Source organism: Streptomyces lateritius, from assembly GCF_014649715.1.
GTDB classification, from domain to species: domain Bacteria; phylum Actinomycetota; class Actinomycetes; order Streptomycetales; family Streptomycetaceae; genus Streptomyces; species Streptomyces lateritius.
The window spans coordinates 431,481-450,578 of sequence record NZ_BMTO01000001.1 but is presented as its reverse complement, the minus strand read 5'-3'; the positions used below and the strand labels follow the sequence as shown (position 1 = coordinate 450,578).

Here is a 19,098-nt window from a genome sequence, read left to right as displayed (position 1 = left end):
ATCAGGAGTCCTCGCGCGGCGGGCTGTCGTCGTTGCCGCGCCGGATCGTCCTCACCGGCCGTCCGGGCGCCCAGCTGCGCACGACCAGCTCGTCGTTCTCGACGCTGGTGCGGACGACCTCGGTCGGCTCCACCAGGAAGAGATGGAACGGCGGCGGCGCGCCGACCTCCTTGGCGAACCGCTCGAACGTCTCCGGGTCGGTCACCTCGACCGCCCGTCCGGAGATCCGGACGTCCCCGCCGTCCATGTCCGTCCCGCCGCCCGGATTGGCGAGCAGCGAGAGCCGCGGATCGCGCAGCAGGTCATGCGCCTTGCGGGAGTTCGGCATCATCGCGAGCCACAGCTCGTCGAGGCGGAAGTTCACCTCGAGGCCGGTGAGCCGCGGCGAGCCGTCCTTCCGGACGGTCGCCAGGACGTGGTGCGTGTAGCGGCCGAAGCGCTCCCGCACGGTGGCGGCGAGATCGGGCTCGGCGGCGGCGAAGCCGGACCAGGTGTACGTGAGGGCGTCTTCGGCGTGCGGGGCGTGTGCGGCGTCTCCGGTGTTTCCCATGGTTCAAGGAAACACCGGATACCCGACACCTTCCGTCCGGATTACTCCGGGCGCTCGGAGACGGAACGCTCGACGCAGAACTCGTTACCCTCCGGGTCGGCCATCACCGCCCACCCCCTGCCGTCCGGGGTCCGCCGGTCGTCGACCAGGGTGGCCCCCAGCTCGAGGAGTCGCTCGACCTCCTCGTCGCGCGTGCGGTCCTGCGGCTGCAGGTCGAGGTGGACCCGGTTCTTGACCGACTTCTTCTCGGGCACGGTCACGAAGAGGAGGCCGGCGCCGGGCGTCTCGACGAGCGCGTCCTCGTCACCCGGCTGGTCCTCGTCGGACACCTTGGCGTCAAGGACCTTGGCCCAGAAGGTGGCCAGGGCGTACGCGTCGGAGCTGTCGATCGTCACATGTCTCACCAGGGATCCCATGGCGCCACTATCACCCCCGCACCGCCCGCGCTGCCAGCCGATATGTGTCAGGAGCGCACGATGCCCCGCGCCCGGGCGGCCGCCAGCCAGGCGGGGAACTGGGAGACGATCCGGTCGTAGAGCTCCGCGTCCGGGACCCGGCGCGGGTCCTTCCCGGCGTGGAAGAATCCGGCGTTGTCGACCGGACGCTTGTCCGGGACGGCCAACTCGTCCAGTTTGCGCAGGAATTCGAACTGGCGGCTGTCCGGGTCGCCGAAGCCGATGAACTGCCAGAAGATCGGAAGCTTCGCCGCCTTGCACACGTAGCGTTCGGCGGCCGGCTTGTTGATCGGTCCGCCGTCCGTCTGGAAGACGACCAGTGCGGGGGCGGAGGCGCCGCTGTCGATGTAGTGGTCGATGACGGCGTCCATGGCCAGGTGGTAGCTGGTCTTGCCCATGTGACCGAGCCCGGCGACGATCCGGTCGATCCGCCCCTCGTGGCCGGCGAGCGAGATGTCTGTCTCGGCGTCGATGTCGGTGGAGAAGAAGACCACCGGCACCCGCCCGTCGTCGTCCAGGTTGGCTGAGAGCCCCAACACCCGGTCGGCCAGGGCCTGGACGCTGCCGTCCTGGTAGTACGGCTTCATCGACCCGGAGTAGTCGAGGACCAGGTACACGGCGACGCGCTGATCGCCCATGCCGTGCTTCCGCAGGGACACCCCCGCCGACTTGTAGAGACTCACCAGCGCGGGCGCGGACTCCTCGACCTTGCGCAGACTCAGGGCCACGGACGGCTCCCCTCCCTCATCCCGTACGGAATGCCGAGGGTACGTGATCGCCGGCGAGGGACGCCCTGGAAGACTGACCGGCATGCGTCTCGGCTCACGTCTCGGCCCGCGTGCCGGCACACCGGCCCTGACGCCGGGCCGTCCGGGGCCGGTGGACATGACGGCGACGATCGAGTGGCTGGAGCGGCTGCGCACCGGCCGGTACGCGACGCCCGGCGCGCCGACGGCCGTCGACGGTTCGGTGGGCGGGCCGCTGCTGTGGCCGGTGGACGAGGCGTGGCCGATGTGCGCGGAGCACGGCCGGGTGGCAGGGGTACGGCCGGAGCGGGCGCGGGTGTACTGCGCCGTCTGCGGTGCCGGGATACGGCTGCCGCTCACCCTCGACGCCGGTCCCGGCGCCCGCGGTTGGCGGCCGTTCGACGAAGGGCACGACACCCGGGACGGCACGCGGCCACCCTCCCTCCACGGGCCGGCCGGGATCAGCGCGGCGCGTGACGAGTACCTGGCCTTCGTCTGCCCGGCGGGCCCCTCGCACCCGCACCGGACGAGCAGCCGGTAGCTCCGGCAGGACGCGCCGCGGCGCCCACCCAGTCGTCCGGTCGGGGACATTCGGGGGGCGCCGCGCTCAGTTCCGTACGTCGTTGTACGGGACGTCTCAGGGTGGTGCGGGTCGGACCGCCGGCCGGTTCGGGCCGGCGGGTCGGTCAGGCCGTCAGGGCACGGTCCGTCGGACGGATCGGGGCGGGGAGCTCGCTCTCCCCCGTGAGGAAGCGGTCGACCCCGCGCGCCGCCGAGCGGCCCTCGGCGATCGCCCAGACGATCAGCGACTGACCGCGACCCGCGTCGCCGGCCACGAACACGCCGCCGACGTTGGTGGCGAAGTCCGCGTCCCGGGCGATGTTGCCACGCTCGTCGAGCTCCAGACCGAACTGCGAGACGAGACCGTTCTCGACGTCCGTGCCGGTGAAGCCCATCGCCAGGGTGACCAGCTGGGCGGGGATCTTGCGCTCCGTGCCCGGCTTCTGGGTCAGCTTACCCTCGACGAACTCGACCTCGACCAGGTGCAGGAACTGGACGTTGCCGTCCTCGTCGCCCTCGAAGTGGGTGGTGGAGACGGAGTAGACCCGCTCGCCGCCCTCCTCGTGGGCCGAGGTGACCTTGTAGAGCATCGGGAAGGTCGGCCAGGGCTGGCCGGCCGTCCGCTCCTCGCCCGGACGCGGCATGATCTCCAGCTGCGTGACCGAGGCCGCACCCTGACGGTGGGCGGTGCCCACGCAGTCCGCGCCCGTGTCGCCGCCGCCGATGACCACGACGTGCTTGCCCTCGGCCGTGATCGGCGGGGCCACGAAGTCACCCTCGACGACCTTGTTGGCGAGCGGCAGGTACTCCATCGCCTGGTGGATGCCGTTCAGCTCCCGGCCCGGGACGGGCAGGTCGCGTGCGGTGGTGGCACCGGCCGCGATGACCACGGCGTCGTACCGCTTGCGCAGGTCGGTCGCCGTGATGTCGCGGCCGATCTCCACCCCGGTGCGGAACTTGGTGCCCTCCGCGCGCATCTGCTCGATGCGGCGATTGATGTGCCGCTTCTCCATCTTGAACTCGGGGATGCCGTAGCGCAGCAGGCCGCCGATGCGGTCGGCGCGCTCGAACACGGCGACCGTGTGGCCGGCCCGGGTCAGCTGCTGGGCGGCGGCGAGACCCGCCGGGCCCGAGCCGATGACGGCGACGGTCTTGCCGGACAGGCGCTCGGGAGCCTGCGGCTTGACGTCGTTGCTGTCCCACGCCTTGTCGATGATGGAGACTTCGACGTTCTTGATGGTGACGGCCGGCTGGTTGATGCCGAGCACGCACGCGGCCTCGCACGGAGCCGGGCACAGGCGGCCGGTGAACTCCGGGAAGTTGTTCGTGGCGTGCAGCCGCTCGGAGGCCTGCGCCCAGTCCTCGCGGTAGGCGTAGTCGTTCCACTCGGGGATGAGGTTCCCCAGCGGACAGCCGTTGTGGCAGAACGGGATGCCGCAGTCCATGCAGCGGCCGGCCTGCTTGCTGATGATCGGCAGCAGGGAGCCGGGAACGTAGACCTCGTTCCAGTCCTTGACTCGCTCGCCCACCGGGCGGGTCTTGGCGACCTCGCGCCCGGTGGTCAGGAAGCCCTTGGGATCAGCCATGGGTCGCCGCCTCCATCATCTTCTCGGTGGTCTCCTGCTCGGAGAGACCGGCGAGCTCAGCGGCGTCCTTGGCGGCGAGCACTGCCTTGTACGTGGTGGGGATGATCTTGCTGAAGCGGTCCACGTTCGCGGACCAGTCGGCGAGGAGCTTCTCGGCGACGGTCGAGCCGGTCTCCTCGTGGTGGCGGCGCACGACGTCGTGCAGCCACGCCCTGTCGGTGTCCGACAGGGCCTCGATCGCCTCCAGGTTCCCGGAGTTGACGTTGTCCCGGTCGAGATCGACGACGTAGGCGACGCCGCCCGACATGCCGGCCGCGAAGTTGCGGCCGGTCTCGCCGAGGACGACCGCCGTGCCACCGGTCATGTACTCGCAGCCGTGGTCGCCCACGCCCTCCGAGACGACCAGCGCGCCGGAGTTGCGGACGCAGAAGCGCTCGCCGGTGCGGCCGCGCAGGAACAGCTCGCCGCCGGTCGCGCCGTACGCGATGGTGTTGCCCGCGATGGTGGAGTACTCCGCCAGGTGGTCGGCGCCCCGGTCGGGGCGGACGATCACGCGGCCGCCGGAGAGGCCCTTGCCGACGTAGTCGTTGGCGTCGCCCTCCAGGCGGAGGGTGACACCGGCCGGCAGGAAGGCGCCGAAGGACTGGCCGGCGGAGCCGGTGAAGGTGATGTCGATGGTGTCGGCGGGCAGACCCGCGCCGCCGAACTTCTTCGTCACCTCGTGGCCGAGCATGGTGCCGACCGTGCGGTTGATGTTGCGGATCGCGACCTGGGCCCGGACCGGCTGCGCCTCCTCGGCGGTGGCCGCGCCCAGCGCCTCGGCGGCGAGCTCGATCAGCTCGTTGTCGAGGGCCTTCTCCAGACCGTGGTCCTGCTCGATCAGGGCGTGACGGACCGCGCCCTCGGGCAGCTCGGGTACGTGGAAGAGCGGGGCCAGGTCAAGGCCCTGCGCCTTCCAGTGCGTGACCGCGCGGCTGGTGTCGAGCAGCTCCGCGTGGCCGACGGCCTCTTCGAGCGTACGGAAGCCCAGCTCGGCGAGGAGCTCGCGGACCTCCTCGGCGATGAACTCGAAGAAGTTGACGACGTACTCGGCCTTGCCGGAGAACCGGTCGCGCAGGACGGGGTTCTGGGTGGCGATGCCGACCGGGCAGGTGTCCAGGTGGCAGACGCGCATCATGACGCAGCCGGATACGACGAGCGGCGCGGTCGCGAAACCGAACTCCTCGGCGCCGAGGAGCGCGGCGATAACGACGTCACGGCCGGTCTTGAGCTGGCCGTCGGTCTGGACGACGATCCGGTCGCGCAGGCCGTTGAGCAGCAGGGTCTGCTGGGTCTCGGCGAGGCCGAGCTCCCAGGGGCCGCCCGCGTGCTTGAGGCTCGTCAGGGGAGACGCGCCCGTACCGCCGTCGTGGCCGGAGATGAGGACGACGTCCGCGTGCGCCTTGGAGACACCGGCGGCGACCGTGCCGACGCCGACCTCGGAGACCAGCTTCACGTGGATGCGGGCCGCCGGGTTGGCGTTCTTGAGGTCGTGGATCAGCTGGGCCAGGTCCTCGATGGAGTAGATGTCGTGGTGCGGCGGCGGCGAGATCAGACCGACACCCGGGGTGGAGTGCCGGGTCTTGGCGACCCACGGGTAGACCTTGTGGCCGGGCAGCTGGCCGCCCTCGCCGGGCTTGGCGCCCTGCGCCATCTTGATCTGGATGTCGTCCGCGTTGACCAGGTACTCGCTGGTCACACCGAAGCGGCCGGAGGCGACCTGCTTGATGGAGGAGCGGCGCGCCGGGTCGTACAGGCGCTCCGGGTCCTCGCCGCCCTCGCCGGTGTTGGACTTGCCGCCCAGCTGGTTCATGGCGATGGCGAGGGTCTCGTGCGCCTCGCGGGAGATGGAGCCGTAGGACATGGCACCGGTCGAGAACCGCTTGACGATCTCGGAGACCGGCTCGACCTCGTCGAGGGGGATCGAGGGGCGGTCGGAGGTGAAGCCGAAGAGGCCGCGGAGCGTCATCAGGCGCTCGGACTGCTCGTTCACCCGGTCCGTGTACTTCTTGAAGATGTCGTACCGCTTGTTGCGCGTGGCGTGCTGCAGGCGGAAGACGGTCTCCGGGTCGAACAGGTGCGGCTCGCCCTCGCGGCGCCACTGGTACTCGCCGCCGATGTCGAGGGCGCGGTGCGCGGAGGGAACGCCGGAGGCGGGGTACGCCTTGGAGTGGCGGGCCGCGACCTCCTTGGCGACGACGTCGAGCCCGGCGCCGCCGATCTTGGTGGCGGTGCCGTTGAAGTACTTCGCGACGAAGGCCTCGTCGAGGCCGACGGCCTCGAAGACCTGGGCGCCGCGGTAGGAGGCGACGGTCGAGATGCCCATCTTCGACATGACCTTGAGGACGCCCTTGCCGAGGGCGTAGATCAGGTTGCGGATGGCCTGCTCGGGCTCCAGGCCCTCGATGAAGGTGCCGGCGCGGACCAGGTCCTCGACCGACTCCATCGCGAGGTACGGGTTGACGGCGGCGGCGCCGTAGCCGATGAGGAGCGCGACGTGGTGGACCTCGCGGACATCGCCGGCTTCGACCAGCAGACCCACCTGGGTGCGCTGCTTGGTGCGGATGAGGTGGTGGTGGACGGCCGCGGTGAGCAGCAGCGACGGGATCGGCGCGTGCTCGGCGTCGGAGTGCCGGTCGGACAGGACGATCAGGCGGGCGCCGCCCTCGATCGCCGCGTCGGCCTCGGCGCAGATCTCCTCGATGCGGGCGGCGAGCGCGTCGCCGCCGCCGGAGACCCGGTACAGGCCGGAGAGGGTGGCGGCCTTCATGCCGGGCATGTCGCCGTCGGCGTTGATGTGGATGAGCTTGGCCAGCTCGTCGTTGTCGATCACCGGGAACGGCAGGGTGACCGAGCGGCAGGAGGCCGAGGTCGGCTCGAGCAGGTTGCCCTGGGGGCCCAGCGAGGAGCGCAGCGAGGTGACGAGTTCCTCGCGGATGGCGTCCAGCGGCGGGTTCGTGACCTGAGCGAAGAGCTGGGTGAAGTAGTCGAAGAGCAGCCGGGGGCGCTCGGAGAGGGCCGCGATCGGGGAGTCCGTACCCATGGAGCCGAGCGGCTCGCCGCCGGTGCGGGCCATCGGGGCGAGGATGACGCGGAGCTCTTCCTCGGTGTAGCCGAAGGTCTGCTGGCGGCGGGTGACCGAGGCGTGGGTGTGGACGATGTGCTCGCGCTCGGGAAGGTCCTCGAGCTCGATCTCGCCGGTCTCCAGCCATTCGGCGTACGGCTTCTCGGCGGCGAGGCCGGCCTTGATCTCGTCGTCCTCGATGATCCGGTGCTCGGCGGTGTCGACGAGGAACATCTTGCCGGGCTGCAGGCGGCCCTTGCGGACGACCTTGGCGGGGTCGATGTCGAGGACGCCGACCTCGGAGGAGAGGACGACGAGGCCCTCGTCGGTGACCCAGTAGCGGCCGGGGCGCAGACCGTTGCGGTCGAGGACCGCGCCGACCTGGACGCCGTCGGTGAAGGTGACGCAGGCCGGGCCGTCCCAGGGCTCCATCATCGTGGAGTGGTACTGGTAGAAGGCGCGCCGGGCCGGGTCCATCGTCTCGTGGTTCTCCCACGCCTCGGGGACCATCATCAGGACCGAGTGCGGCAGCGAGCGGCCGCCGAGGTGGAGGAGCTCCAGGACCTCGTCGAAGGAGGCGGAGTCCGAGGCGTCCGGCGTACAGACGGGGAAGATGCGGTCGAGCTTGCCCTCGCCGAACAGCTCGGAGGACAGCTGGGACTCGCGGGCCACCATCCAGTTGCGGTTGCCCTTGACCGTGTTGATCTCGCCGTTGTGCGCGACGAAGCGGTACGGGTGGGCGAGCGGCCAGCTCGGGAAGGTGTTGGTGGAGAACCGGGAGTGGACCAGGGCCACGGCGGTGGCGCAGCGGCGGTCCGACAGGTCCGGGAAGAAGGGCTCCAGCTGGCCGGTGGTCAGCATGCCCTTGTAGACGATGGTGCGGGCGGAGAGCGAGGGGAAGTACGTCCCGGCCTCGCGCTCGGCGCGCTTGCGCAGCAGGAACGCCTTGCGGTCCAGTGCGATGCCCTCGCTGCTGCCGTCGGCGACGAAGAGCTGCCGGAAGACGGGCATGGTGGAGCGGGCGGAGGCGCCGAGCAGCTCGGGGGCGACGGGGACCTCGCGCCAGCCGAGGACGGTCAGGCCCTCTTCGCCGGCGATCGCCTCGATCCGCTCGACGGCCTGTGCGGGGCCGTCGGCGGGAAGGAAGGCGATACCGACGGCGTACGCGCCGGCGGCGGGGAGCTCGAAGTCGGTGACCTCGCGCAGGAAGGCGTCCGGGACCTGGAGCAGGATGCCCGCGCCGTCTCCGGAGTCGGGCTCGGAGCCGGTGGCGCCGCGGTGTTCGAGATTGCGCAGTACGGTCAGCGCCTGCTCGACCAGTGCGTGACTGGCTACACCGGTGAGGGTGGCCACGAACCCGACACCACAGGCGTCGTGTTCGTTACGGGGGTCGTACATCCCCTGCGGAGCGGGGCGACCGTCCATGGGCGACCAGGCGTCGGAACGCATCGGCACTCCCGTCGTCGTCGTGGCATATGCAGCAGCCGAGGGACGACGTTGGCCCTCCGCGAAATTTCGTGCAGGTTACATGATGGCTGGCTTCTCGCAGGACGGATAGCGCATTCCAGCATGCGGACACCGCTGATACGGAGCGGTGGCGATGGTTCACGTGTGGACAGGTCGATCTTGTGCGATTCGAGCGGATTCGACGACCCGTCGCGGAGCGAGCCTCATTGCCCGCAGCGCTTACGCCTCATGCCCGATGGTTAAGGATTCGAAACCAGCGAGTAACGGCTAGATATGTAGCGCTGCGCATAGTGTCTCACCGGAGCGGCGGATCCGCCCAGGGATATACGTCACAGCAGCGTCGGCCAGACCCGGACACATGCCCCAAGAATGCCCGAAAGGCCCCCGGCATGCGACGGGGGCCTTGAGGGGGAACGAATGCGGCGATGGCGGACCGCGGCGGTACCGGGGGCTACGCAGCGGGCCGGGCCGGGGCTACAGCGCGGCTCCGAAGGCCATCCCGAGGCCGTACGTGACGGCCGCGGCCGCGCCACCGAGGACGAGCTGGCGCACTCCGCTGAACCACCAGCTGCGGGCGGTCACCCGGGCGACCAGCGCGCCGCAGCCGAAGAGCCCGACGAGCGCGAGGAGCACGGCGGGCCACAGCGCGGTGGCGCCGAGCAGGTACGGCAGGACGGGCAGCAGCGCGCCGAGCGCGAAGGAGGCGAACGAGGAGACCGCGGCGATCGTCGGCGACGGCAGGTCGTCCGGGTCGATGCCCAGCTCCTCGCGGGCGTGGATCTCCAGCGCCTGCTCGGGGTCCTTGGAGAGCTGCATCGCCACCTCGCGGGCGAGGGCGGGCTCGACGCCCCGGGACACGTACAGCGCGGCGAGCTCCTCCATCTCGTCGACGGGGTGCTTGCGCAACTGCCGGCGTTCGACGTCCAGTTCCGCCTGGACGAGCTCGCGCTGCGAGGCGACCGAGGTGTACTCGCCGGCCGCCATGGAGAAGGCGCCGGCCGCGAGCCCGGCGAGGCCGGTGATGACGATGGCCTGCTGGGAGACCGCGCCACCGGCGACACCAGTCATCAGGGCCAGGTTGGAGACCAGGCCGTCCATGGCACCGAAGACCGCCGGGCGCAGCCAGCCGCCGTTCACATCGCGGTGCGTGTGGTTGTCGCGGTGGGCCTCGTGAAGTGGCGCCTCGGTTTCGATGATGGACATGCTTCTCCCCTGTCGTTCCGGCGGGTCGGGCCGACCCCGCCGCCGCCCTCAACATCCTCGAAAATACGCGCGATGTAAGGGGTGCGCCAGCAAGGCAGGCCGTACTTACTAAGGTCCACCTGACCTTTCCGCTGCGGCGTCAGCCGGGTGACAGAGACGTTTCTTCGCACGGTTCGCGCTCTCGCGTGGCACAGATCCAGGAACCGGGAAAGGGAGCGAGATGGTGAGCGAGACCGAGTCGATCGCTTGCGACACGCGCGAGCGGGCCAGGGGCGCGCTGCTCGGCCTCGCGGTCGGCGACGCGCTCGGCGCCCCCGCCGAGAACATGCGTCCCTCGGAGATCCGCCGCCGCTGGGGCCGGATCGAGGGCTTCGTGGCGGACCGTCCGGCCGGCACGGACGACACGGAGTACGCGATCTTCTCCGGGCTGCTGCTCGCCCGCCACGGCTCCGCGCTGACCGTCCAGCATGTGGAACGGGCCTGGCACCACTGGATCGCCGACCTGGACGAGGGCCCGTTCAGGGGGGCCGGATTCAGCGAGCGCGGCACGCTGGAGAACCTCCGCCGGGGCCTGGCCGCCCCCATCTCCGCCCAGCACCGGCACGCCTGGTCGGACGGCCTGGCCATGCGGGCGGCCCCGTTCGGGGTGTTCGCGGCGGGCCGTCCGTCGGAGGCGGCCCGCCTGGTCGCCATCGACGGCAGCGTGAGCCACGACGGCGAGGGGATCTACGGCGGCCAGGCGGTCGCGGCGGGCGTCGCGGCGGCGATGGGCGGAGCCTCGGTCACCTCGGTCATCGCGGCGGCGCTCTCGGTCGTGCCGATGGACTCCTGGACGGCCCGCTCGATGCGCCGCGCGGTGGTGGCGGCCCAGCGCGTCCAGCCGGACGCCCTGACCAGGGAACGCACGGTCCGCTCGGCGGTGGTCATCGGCGGCTACCCGTGGACGGACCTGGCCCCGGAAGCGGTGGGCCTCGCCTTCGGCGCCTTCGCGGCGGCCCGCGGCGACTTTCGTACGGCGGTCCTGACCGCGGTCAACATGGGCCGCGACGCGGACACCACGGCGGCGGTGGCGGGTGCCTTGGCCGGGGCGGTGGCAGGCGCGTCGGCGATCCCGGAGGAATGGTCGACCGCCATCGGCCCGGTAAGGGGCAGCTGCCTCCCGTCGATGCGGGGCTACCACGTCCTGGACATCGCGGACCTCCTCACCACGGACGACGAGGAGGCGGCATGACCCCCACCAACCCCACCCACCAAGCCTTCGGCTCCACCCCCGTCACCCCCGCCACCGGGCCGAACACCCCGGCCACCGCGACAAGCCCGGGTGAGCCGGGCGGGCCGGCCACCCCGACCGGCCCGGGTGAGCCGGGCGGGCCTGCGCGGCCGGCTGCCCCCGTCGTACCGACCACGCCGGCAGGCCCGGCTGGGCCCGGGGTGCCCGCGTTGCCTGATGTGCCCACGCTGCTCGACGGGCCTGCCCGCCCGACGGCCCCCGCCACGCCGCCCACGCCGGCGAGCCCAGCCTGGCCGGCCGCGGGAACCCGCTCCGCACCCGCTGCTGCTGCCGCTGTGGGCAATCGTTCCGCAGAGGTGGGGTCACCTCCCGGGCGAAGCTCCGGGGCAGGGTGGGCACAGCCCACGGGACATGGTGGCCGTGACAAGGGCGGCGCCCACACGGGCCTGGCGGCCGCGCACGGGGTCGGCCCCGCGCAAGGGGACCTGCGGGTGGCGCCGGGACCGGGCGCCCGTACCGCCAAGATCGAGGGCCTCCTCCTCGGCCTCGCCGCAGGCGACGCCGCCGGCTGGCCCGCGGCCAGACACAGAGCCGCCCGCATGCCCGAGTGGACCCGCCGCCTCACCCGCGAACTCGACACCTTCGCCGAGCAGAACGCCACCACCACCCTCCCCGTCCCCATCGCCCTCAACCAACCCCCCGAACCCCTCCGCCTCGGCCCCTCCGACGACGCCGAGTGGGCCGTCTTCACCGCCGAGGCCTTCCTCGCCGCCTCGGGCCCGCTCTTCACCTCCCTCTCCCCCGAGCGCCGCCTCCGCGCCGCCGTCGACATGGCCTGGAACTCCCTCGCGAGCCAGATCGCCGCCGCCGCCGACCGCGCCCCCGAGGTCGAGTCCGCCGTCCTCCCCCTCCGCGCCCGGATCTCCGTACGGGCGGGGCTCGGCAATCTCGCCACCGGCCTGCGTCCGCCCGCGACGGGGCACGACAACCCGCACTACTTCGACGACGCCGCCTGCGGCCGGGCCGCCGTCCTCGCCCTCGCGCACCCGGGAGACCCCGTCGCCGCCGCCGAACTCGCCGAGTTCGACGCCCGCTACACCCAGGACGGGGACGGCGTACACGGCGCCCGCGCGATGGCCGCAGCCGTCGCCGCCGCGCTCGGCGGGGCGACGGTCGACGACGCCGTCGCCGCCGCGCTCGCCCAGCTCCCGCCCGCCACCGAGATCGGCCGCAACGCCCGCCAGGCCGTGAAGATGGCCGAGGAGGCCGCGACCGCCTTCGAGCTCGTCCCCCTCCTGGAGCACCAGATCGTCGACCACGTCTACAGCTACGGCATCGCCGCGGCCGAGACCGTGCCCGTCGCCCTCGCCCTCGCCACCGCCGCACGGGGCGAGGTCTCCGCCGCCGTCCCGGCCGCCGCCTGCCTCTCCCGTGTCGCGGACTCCGCCCCGGCGCTCGCGGGCGCGCTCACCGGCACGCTCGGCGGTGGCGACTCGGTGCCCGCCAGCTGGCGCGAGGCCTGCCGTACGCTCGCCGGCTGCGCGCTTCCCCGCCTCGCCGGCACGGACCTCGTCGAACTCGCCGAACTTCTCGGAAACACGGAACTGGCCGCCCCGGGTGGACAATTCCGACATGACACCCACACTGGATGACCGGATCGCCGGCAGCCTCATCGGTGCCGCTGTCGGCGACGCCCTCGGCGGCCCCGTCGAGGGCTACACCCCGGAGCAGATCGTGGAACGCCACGGCGGCCGCGTCACGGGGATCGTCGGCCCCTGGAACGGCGAGGCCTGGCGCACGGCCCGCCCCATCGCCCCGTACCACAAGGGCGACGGGCACGTCACCGACGACACCTTGATGACCCACGCCCTGATCAGAGTGTACGAGAAGGTCCGCGACCACCTCGACGCGCACGCGGTGGCGGACCACCTGGTCCCCGACCTCATCGGGAACCCCGTCTGGATTCCGGAGCTGGAGACCGAAGCCCTCCCCCTCCAGCGGATCTTCCTCGCGGAGAAGTGGATCGTCACCCGGCTCCACTACGGCCATGTCGACCCGCGCGAGGCGGGCAGCGGAAACATCGTCAACTGCGGTGCGGCGATGTACATGGCTCCGGTGGGGCTGGTCAACGCGGCGAATCCGGCGGGCGCCTACGCGGAGGCGCTGGACGTCGCGGGCGCCCACCAGTCCTCGTACGGAAGGGAGGCGGCGGGCGTCCTCGCCGCGGCGGTGGCGGCGGCGTGTAAGCCGGGCGCGACGCCGGAATCGGTGGTCGACGCCTCTCTCTCCCTCGCCAAGGACGGCACCCGCTCGGCGATCGAGGCCGTCGCCGAAGTGGCGGCTCGCCACTCGGACTTCGAGTCCGCGCTGATCCCGCTGCGGAGCGCGGTGGCTCCCTTCGACACGGTAGGCCCCGACTACCGCGCCCCGTCCCTGGGCGCCCGCCGCCCGTCCCGGCTCCACGCGATCGAGGAACTACCCGTCGCCCTGGGCATGCTGCTGGTCGGCGGGGGCGACTACCGGCGTACGGTGCTCGGCTCGGTCAACTACGGCCGTGACTGCGACTCGATCGCGACGATGGCGGGGGCGTTGGTGGGTGCGCTCCGGGGGGAGGCGGCCGTTCCCTCCGAATGGTCGAAGCAGGTCGCCGAGGCGAGCCGTCTGGACCTGCACGCCCCGGCGGCGGCGCTGACCGCCGTCGCGCACGAGGTCTTCGCCCGCGACACGGCACGGCGCCGCGCGCACGAGGCGGCGTACGCGGCCCTGACGCGCGCGGCCCGATGAACCTGCGCGTCACCTGGGTCCAGCCGGAGGACCTCCTCGGCCACGAACTCCGCCAGGCGGCCGAGGACGGCCGCGACGCCTCCGTGATCGCCGCCCGCTGGCGAGCGGCGGGCGGCCTGCCCGCCCCCGGGGCGGCCGGCGCCTCCCCCGACCCGGCGCCCCCGCACCTGCGGGCGCTCGCGTGGACCCTGCTGGACGAACTGTCCGCCCTCCCCCGCCCACTGACCGCCGACGAACCCACCTCCCTACCCGCCCTCCAGGCCGGCGCCCCCCACCTGCCGCCCGTGGACGTGGCGCCCGGTCTGTACGACCGGCTGCACGCCGCCTGGCTCGGCCGCGCCGCCGGGTGTCTGCTGGGCAAACCCGTCGAGAAGCTGCCCCTGCCCGCCATTCGCGTCCTCGCCGGCGCCGCCGGCAACTGGCCCCTCTCCTCCTGGTTCACCGCCGTGGGCGTGCCCCCCGCGCTGCTCGCCGCCCATCCCTGGAACCGCCGGTCCGCCACCACCTCCCTCGCCGAGAACATCGACGGGATGCCCGAGGACGACGATCTCAACTACCCCCTCCTCAACCTCCTCCTGCTCCAGCGGTACGGCCGCGACTTCACCACCGCCGACGTCGCCCGCCTCTGGCTCGACGAACTCCCCGCCGGCCGCACCTTCACGGCCGAGCGCGTCGCCTACCGCAACCTCCTCGACGGCATCGAGCCGCCGCTGACCGCCGTCCACCGCAACCCCTTCCGCGAGTGGATCGGCGCCCAGATCCGGGCCGACGTCCACGGCTGGACCCACCCCGGCGATCCGGTGGCCGCCGCCGCGCAGGCGTACCGGGACGCGGCGCTCACCCACACCGCCAACGGGATCTACGGCGCCATGTTCGTCGCCGCCACCCTCGCCACGGCCGCGACCGGCACCGCCGACGTCCACCAGGCCCTCGCCGCCGGGCTCGCCGTGGTCCCCCCGCGCTCGCGGCTGGCCCGGGCCGTCCGCCTCGGCATCGGTTCGGCCCGCACCACCCCCGACTTCGACCTCGTCGTGGACCGGCTCCATGCCGCGCTCGGCGGGTATCACTGGGTCCATGCCGTCCCCAACGCCGCCCTCCTCGCCGCCGCGCTCACCCACGCCGACGGCGACTTCTCGCGCTCCATCTGCGCGGCGGTCTCCGGCGGCTGGGACACCGACTCCAACGGCGCCACCGCCGGTTCCGTCGCCGGTCTCCTCTCCGGCCGGCCCGACCGGCTGCCCGAGCGCTGGACCTCCCCCCTCAAGAACCGCCTCTCGACCTCGATCCCGTCCTTCGACGGCACGGGCTTCGACACCCTCGCCGAACTGACGCACATGGAGGCAGTACGCCCATGACCAGCATCGTGGTGCTCGGCAGCACCAACATGGACCTCGTCGCCTTCGTGCCCCGGGCCCCCGGGCGCGGAGAGACCGTCACCGGCCGGGAGTTCCGGACGATCCCCGGCGGCAAGGGCGCCAACCAGGCCGTCGCCGCCGCCCGGGCCGGTGCCGAGGTGGCGATGATCGGCGCGGTCGGCACCGACGACTTCGGCGTACGCCTCCGGGCCGCCCTGGACGGCGCCGGCGTCGACACCGACCTCCTGCGCACCGCCGAAGGCGCCTCCGGCACCGCGCACATCGTCGTCGACGACGAGGGCGGCAACGCGATCGTCGTCGTCCCCGGCGCCAACGGCACCGTCACCTCCCTCACCCACGGCGACGAGGCCCTGATCGGCACCGCCGACACCCTGCTCCTCCAGCTCGAAATCCCCCTCCCCGTCGTGACCGCCGGCGCTGTCACCGCCCGCCGGCTCGGCGTCCGTACCGTGCTCACCCCGGCCCCCGCCCGGCCCCTGCCCGCCGAACTCCTCGCCGCGACGGACCTGTTGGTCCCCAACGAGCACGAGGCCACCGCCCTCACCGGGATCGCCGACCCGTACGAGGCGGCGGCGGCGCTGCTGCGGGACGTGCCCGAGGTGGTCATCACCCTCGGCGCGGCCGGCTGTCTCCACGCCGCCCGCGGCGGCGAACCGTTCACCGTGCCCGCCCCGCGGGTCCGGACCGTGGACACCACGGCCGCGGGCGACACCTTCGCCGGTGCGCTCGCCGTCGCCCTCGGCGAGGGCCGCCCCGTCCGCGAGGCCCTGGCCTGGGCCTCGACCGCCGCCGCCCTCTCCGTCCAGCGCGAGGGCGCCTCCTCCTCCATGCCGTACCGCTCGGAGATCGACGCGGCCCACGGCTCCCTCACCACCGGCCAGGAGGTCGACGCCGTATGAGCCGTCCCGCCACCGACTCCGCCGCTCCTCCCCTCCAGGGTCTGCGTGTCCTCGATCTCGCCACGCTCTTCGCCGGGCCGCTCGCGGCCATGATGCTCGGCGACTTCGGCGCCGACGTCGTCAAGATCGAGCACCCCCGCAAACCCGATCCCTCCCGCGGCCACGGCCCCGCGAAGGACGGGGTCGGTCTGTGGTGGAAGGTCCTGGGCCGCAACAAGCGGACCATCACCCTCGACCTCTCCACCCATGGCGGCCGCGACACCCTGCTGCGCCTCGCCGCCGACGCCGACGTGATCGTGGAGAACTTCCGCCCCGGCACCCTCGAACGCTGGGGTCTGGGCTGGGAGGAACTCTCGACCGTCAACCCGAAGCTCGTCCTCGCCCGGGTCACCGGCTTCGGCCAGTTCGGCCCGTACTCCCACCGCCCCGGCTTCGGCACGCTGGCCGAGGCGATGAGCGGCTTCGCCTCGATCACCGGGGAGCCCGACGGCCCGCCCACCCTGCCCCCCTTCGGCCTGGCCGACTCGATCGCGGCCCTGGCGACGGCGTACGCGGTGATGACCGCGCTCACCGCCAGGACCGCCACCGGACGCGGCCAGGTCGTCGACATGGCGATCATCGAACCGATGCTCTCCGTCATCGGGCCCCACCCCCTCTGGTACGACCAGCTCGGCTACGTCCAGCCCCGGACCGGCAACCGCTCCCGCAACAACGCCCCACGCAACACCTACCGCACCGCCGACGACTCCTGGGTCGCCGTCTCCACCTCCGCCCAGTCCATCGCCGAACGCGTGATGCGGCTGGTCGGCCGCCCCGAGCTGATCGACGAGCCCTGGTTCGCCGACGGAACCGGCCGGGCCGCGCACGCGGACGTCCTCGACGAGGCGGTCGGCTCCTGGATCGCCCGCCACACCCGCGACGAGGCCCTGGCAGCCTTCGAGAAGGCGGAAGCGGCGATCGCCCCCGTCTACGACGTCCGGGACGTGATGACCGATCCGCAGTACCGCGCCCTGGACACCATCACCGAGGTCCCGGACCCCGAACTGGGTCCGATCCGTATGCAGAACGTCCTCTTCCGGCTCTCCGAGACTCCCGGCGCGATCCGCTGGACCGGTCGGCCGCACGGCGCGGACACGGCCCAGGTCCTCGCCGAACTCGGCCTCACTCCTGCCGAGATCGGAGCCCTACGGGGCGAAGGAGCCGTATGACCTTCCCCCTCACCTGGCTGTACGCCCCCGGGGACCGCCCCGCCGTCGTCCGCAAGGCCCTGGTCTCGGGCGCGGACGTGGTGATCGTCGACCTGGAGGACGCGGTGGCCCCTGACCGCAAGGCCTACGCCCTGGCCGCCACCGCCGATCTCCTCGCCGACACCCAGCCCGTACCGGTCCATGTGCGCATCCACTCGCCGCGCGACATCCCATGCCTGGCCCCCCTCCCCGGCCTGTCCGGTTTCCGTGTTCCCAAGGTGACACACGCCACTGACATCCACCGGATCGCCCAAGCCGTCCCGGGCATCCCGCTCTTCCCGCTCCTGGAGAACGCCCTGGCGGTCGAGCACGCCTACGCCATCGCCACCGCCCACCCGTCGGTGCGCGGCATCGCCCTCGGCGAGGCGGACCTCCGCGCCGATCTCGGGGTACGGGACGACAGCGGCCTCGACTGGCCGCGCAGCCGAGTCGTCGTCGCCGCCCGCGCGGCGGCCCTCCCGCCCCCGGCCCAGTCGGTCCACCCCGACATCCGGGACCTGGACAGCCTGGCGGCCAGCTGCGCACGGGGCCGCGCCCTGGGTTTCCTCGGCCGGGCGGCGATCCACCCCCGCCAGCTCCCGGTCATCGAGCAGGCGTACCTCCCCACCCCTGACGAGGTCGCCGCCGCGGAGGAGGTCGTCAAGGCGGCGGAGACGGAGGAGGGCGCCCTGGCCCTCCCGGACGGCCGCTTCGTCGACGCGGCGGTCGTGGAGGGCGCCCGTCGCGTCCTGACCCTCGCGACGAGGGGCTGAGGCACACCGGCACGCGGACGGGGGCGGTCCGGACCTCTCGGTCCGGGCCGCCCCCGGCGCAGATGTGCGGGACGTCCCCGGTCAGCCCTTGCCGGCGCCGTTCCCGGCCCGCTCGTCGTCCGGACTCCGCGGCCGGTCCACAGGCTCGTCGGCAGGCTCGTCGACGGCCTCGTCCGCCGTGGCGGAACCGGCCTCGGTGTCGTCCGCGGGCTCCGAGTCGCCCTCGTCCTTCGCGTCCCCGGCCGGCTTGTCGGCCGCCCGCGCCGCCGGCTCCACGACCTCTTCCCGGCCCGGACGGACCCGCGCGGAGATCACGATGTAGGCGACGGCCAGGACGAAGACGACGATCGCCGTCCATACGTTCAGCCGCAGGCCGAGCACGTGGTGCGCCTCGTCGACGCGCATGTACTCGATCCACGCGCGGCCCGCGCAGTACGCGGCGACGTAGAGCGCGAAGGCCCTCCCGTGGCCGAGCTTGAACCGGCGGTCCGCCCAGACGACGAGCAGCGCGACACCGATGCACCACAGCGACTCGTACAGGAAGGTCGGGTGGTAGAGCCCCGCCTCGCGGTTCGGGCCCTCCGTGATCTTCAGCGCCCACGGCAGATCGGTGGGCCTGCCGTACAGCTCCTGGTTGAACCAGTTGCCCCAGCGGCCGATGGCCTGGGCGAGGGCGATGCCGGGCGCGATGGCGTCCGCGTACGCCGGCAGCGGGATGCCGCGGCGGCGGCATCCGATCCAGGCGCCCACCGCACCGAGCGCGATGGCGCCCCAGATGCCGAGGCCGCCCTCCCAGATCTTGAAGGCGTCGACCCAGTTCTCACCTTCGCTGAAGTAAAGCTGGTAGTCGGTGATCACGTGGTAGAGGCGGCCGCCGACGAGACCGAAGGGCACCGCCCAGACGGCGATGTCGGCCACGGTGCCGGCTTTGCCGCCCCGGGCGAGCCAGCGCTTGTTGCCGTACCAGACGGCGACGAAGACACCGATGATGATGCAGAAGGCATAGCCGCGCAGCGGAACCGGTCCGAGGTGGAGGACGCCGGTCGACGGGCTGGGAATGTAGGCAAGGTCCATGGCAGGACCGACGCTACCCTGCCGGGCGGGCGCGGCGGCAGCCCACCCGGCAACGTCTGCGTAA

Annotated in this window: 15 protein-coding genes; 8 read left to right on the top strand and 7 right to left on the bottom strand. The window is 72.6% G+C overall.

The genetic code is table 11. The annotated features are described in order from the left end of the window. Position 1: 1 nt before the first annotated feature. From IE136_RS02125 to IE136_RS02115, 3 genes are read right to left on the bottom strand one after another with little or no spacing between them, the layout of a single operon-like run. The gene (locus IE136_RS02125) at positions 2 to 550 is read right to left on the bottom strand and encodes a pyridoxamine 5'-phosphate oxidase family protein (RefSeq protein ID WP_158986376.1); all 549 of its coding nucleotides are present in this window, start codon (positions 548 to 550) and stop codon (positions 2 to 4) included. A 41-nt stretch (positions 551 to 591) separates the two neighbouring features. Further along, positions 592 to 966: a VOC family protein gene (locus IE136_RS02120; RefSeq protein WP_158986378.1), complete on the bottom strand. Its 375-nt coding sequence runs from the start codon at positions 964 to 966 to the stop codon at positions 592 to 594. 47 nt (positions 967 to 1,013) lie between these two features. Next, positions 1,014 to 1,733, bottom strand: coding sequence for a vWA domain-containing protein (locus tag IE136_RS02115; protein ID WP_229818593.1), 720 nt, complete (start codon positions 1,731 to 1,733; stop codon positions 1,014 to 1,016). Positions 1,734 to 1,815: 82 nt separating this feature from the next. On the opposite strand from IE136_RS02115, the gene IE136_RS02110 reads away from it, so the two are divergent. Further along, a complete protein-coding gene (locus IE136_RS02110) occupies positions 1,816 to 2,292 on the top strand; it encodes a hypothetical protein (RefSeq protein WP_189599351.1) in 477 nt (158 codons plus the stop codon). Positions 2,293 to 2,437: 145 nt separating this feature from the next. Here the strand turns inward: IE136_RS02110 and IE136_RS02105 are convergent, their stop codons facing one another. The 3 genes from IE136_RS02105 to IE136_RS02095 form a co-directional block, all read right to left on the bottom strand. Continuing rightward, positions 2,438 to 3,898 (bottom strand): glutamate synthase subunit beta, encoded by a 1,461-nt coding sequence (locus IE136_RS02105; RefSeq protein ID WP_189599237.1) that lies wholly within the window; start codon positions 3,896 to 3,898, stop codon positions 2,438 to 2,440. Further along, positions 3,891 to 8,450 (bottom strand): glutamate synthase large subunit, encoded by a 4,560-nt coding sequence (gene gltB, locus IE136_RS02100; RefSeq protein WP_158986386.1) that lies wholly within the window; start codon positions 8,448 to 8,450, stop codon positions 3,891 to 3,893. Before gltB ends, IE136_RS02105 begins: the two co-directional genes overlap by 8 nt. A gap of 492 nt (positions 8,451 to 8,942) precedes the next feature. Beyond that, a complete protein-coding gene (locus tag IE136_RS02095; protein WP_158986388.1) occupies positions 8,943 to 9,671 on the bottom strand; it encodes a VIT1/CCC1 transporter family protein in 729 nt (242 codons plus the stop codon). Positions 9,672 to 9,891: 220 nt separating this feature from the next. Here IE136_RS02095 and IE136_RS02090 point away from each other — a divergent pair, with 220 nt between their 5' ends. The 7 genes from IE136_RS02090 to IE136_RS02055 are packed head-to-tail and all read left to right on the top strand — an operon-like array spanning position 9,892 to position 17,960. After that, positions 9,892 to 10,902, top strand: coding sequence for an ADP-ribosylglycohydrolase family protein (locus tag IE136_RS02090; RefSeq protein WP_158986390.1), 1,011 nt, complete (start codon positions 9,892 to 9,894; stop codon positions 10,900 to 10,902). Continuing rightward, on the top strand, positions 10,899 to 12,554 hold the full coding sequence (locus IE136_RS02080) for an ADP-ribosylglycohydrolase family protein (RefSeq protein WP_373308972.1): 1,656 nt from the start codon (positions 10,899 to 10,901) through the stop codon (positions 12,552 to 12,554). Before IE136_RS02090 ends, IE136_RS02080 begins: the two co-directional genes overlap by 4 nt. Then, entirely contained in the window at positions 12,535 to 13,686 is a 1,152-nt protein-coding gene (locus IE136_RS02075) for an ADP-ribosylglycohydrolase family protein (RefSeq protein WP_158986394.1), read from the top strand. Before IE136_RS02080 ends, IE136_RS02075 begins: the two co-directional genes overlap by 20 nt. Next, a complete protein-coding gene (locus tag IE136_RS02070) occupies positions 13,683 to 15,041 on the top strand; it encodes an ADP-ribosylglycohydrolase family protein (protein ID WP_189599236.1) in 1,359 nt (452 codons plus the stop codon). Before IE136_RS02075 ends, IE136_RS02070 begins: the two co-directional genes overlap by 4 nt. Then, positions 15,038 to 15,961 carry a ribokinase gene (rbsK, locus tag IE136_RS02065; RefSeq protein WP_158986398.1) on the top strand — a complete coding sequence of 308 codons (924 nt, stop codon included), beginning with the start codon at positions 15,038 to 15,040 and terminating at the stop codon, positions 15,959 to 15,961. Before IE136_RS02070 ends, rbsK begins: the two co-directional genes overlap by 4 nt. Continuing rightward, complete coding sequence (locus IE136_RS02060; RefSeq protein WP_189599235.1) at positions 15,958 to 17,169, top strand: CaiB/BaiF CoA transferase family protein; 1,212 nt, start codon at positions 15,958 to 15,960, stop codon at positions 17,167 to 17,169. Before rbsK ends, IE136_RS02060 begins: the two co-directional genes overlap by 4 nt. Then, positions 17,166 to 17,960: an HpcH/HpaI aldolase/citrate lyase family protein gene (locus IE136_RS02055; RefSeq protein ID WP_189599234.1), complete on the top strand. Its 795-nt coding sequence runs from the start codon at positions 17,166 to 17,168 to the stop codon at positions 17,958 to 17,960. Before IE136_RS02060 ends, IE136_RS02055 begins: the two co-directional genes overlap by 4 nt. A gap of 81 nt (positions 17,961 to 18,041) precedes the next feature. Here IE136_RS02055 and lgt read toward each other — a convergent pair whose 3' ends face one another. Beyond that, positions 18,042 to 19,034, bottom strand: a complete 993-nt coding sequence (gene lgt / locus IE136_RS02050; RefSeq protein WP_158986404.1) for a prolipoprotein diacylglyceryl transferase — start codon at positions 19,032 to 19,034, stop codon at positions 18,042 to 18,044. Positions 19,035 to 19,098 lie beyond the last annotated feature (64 nt).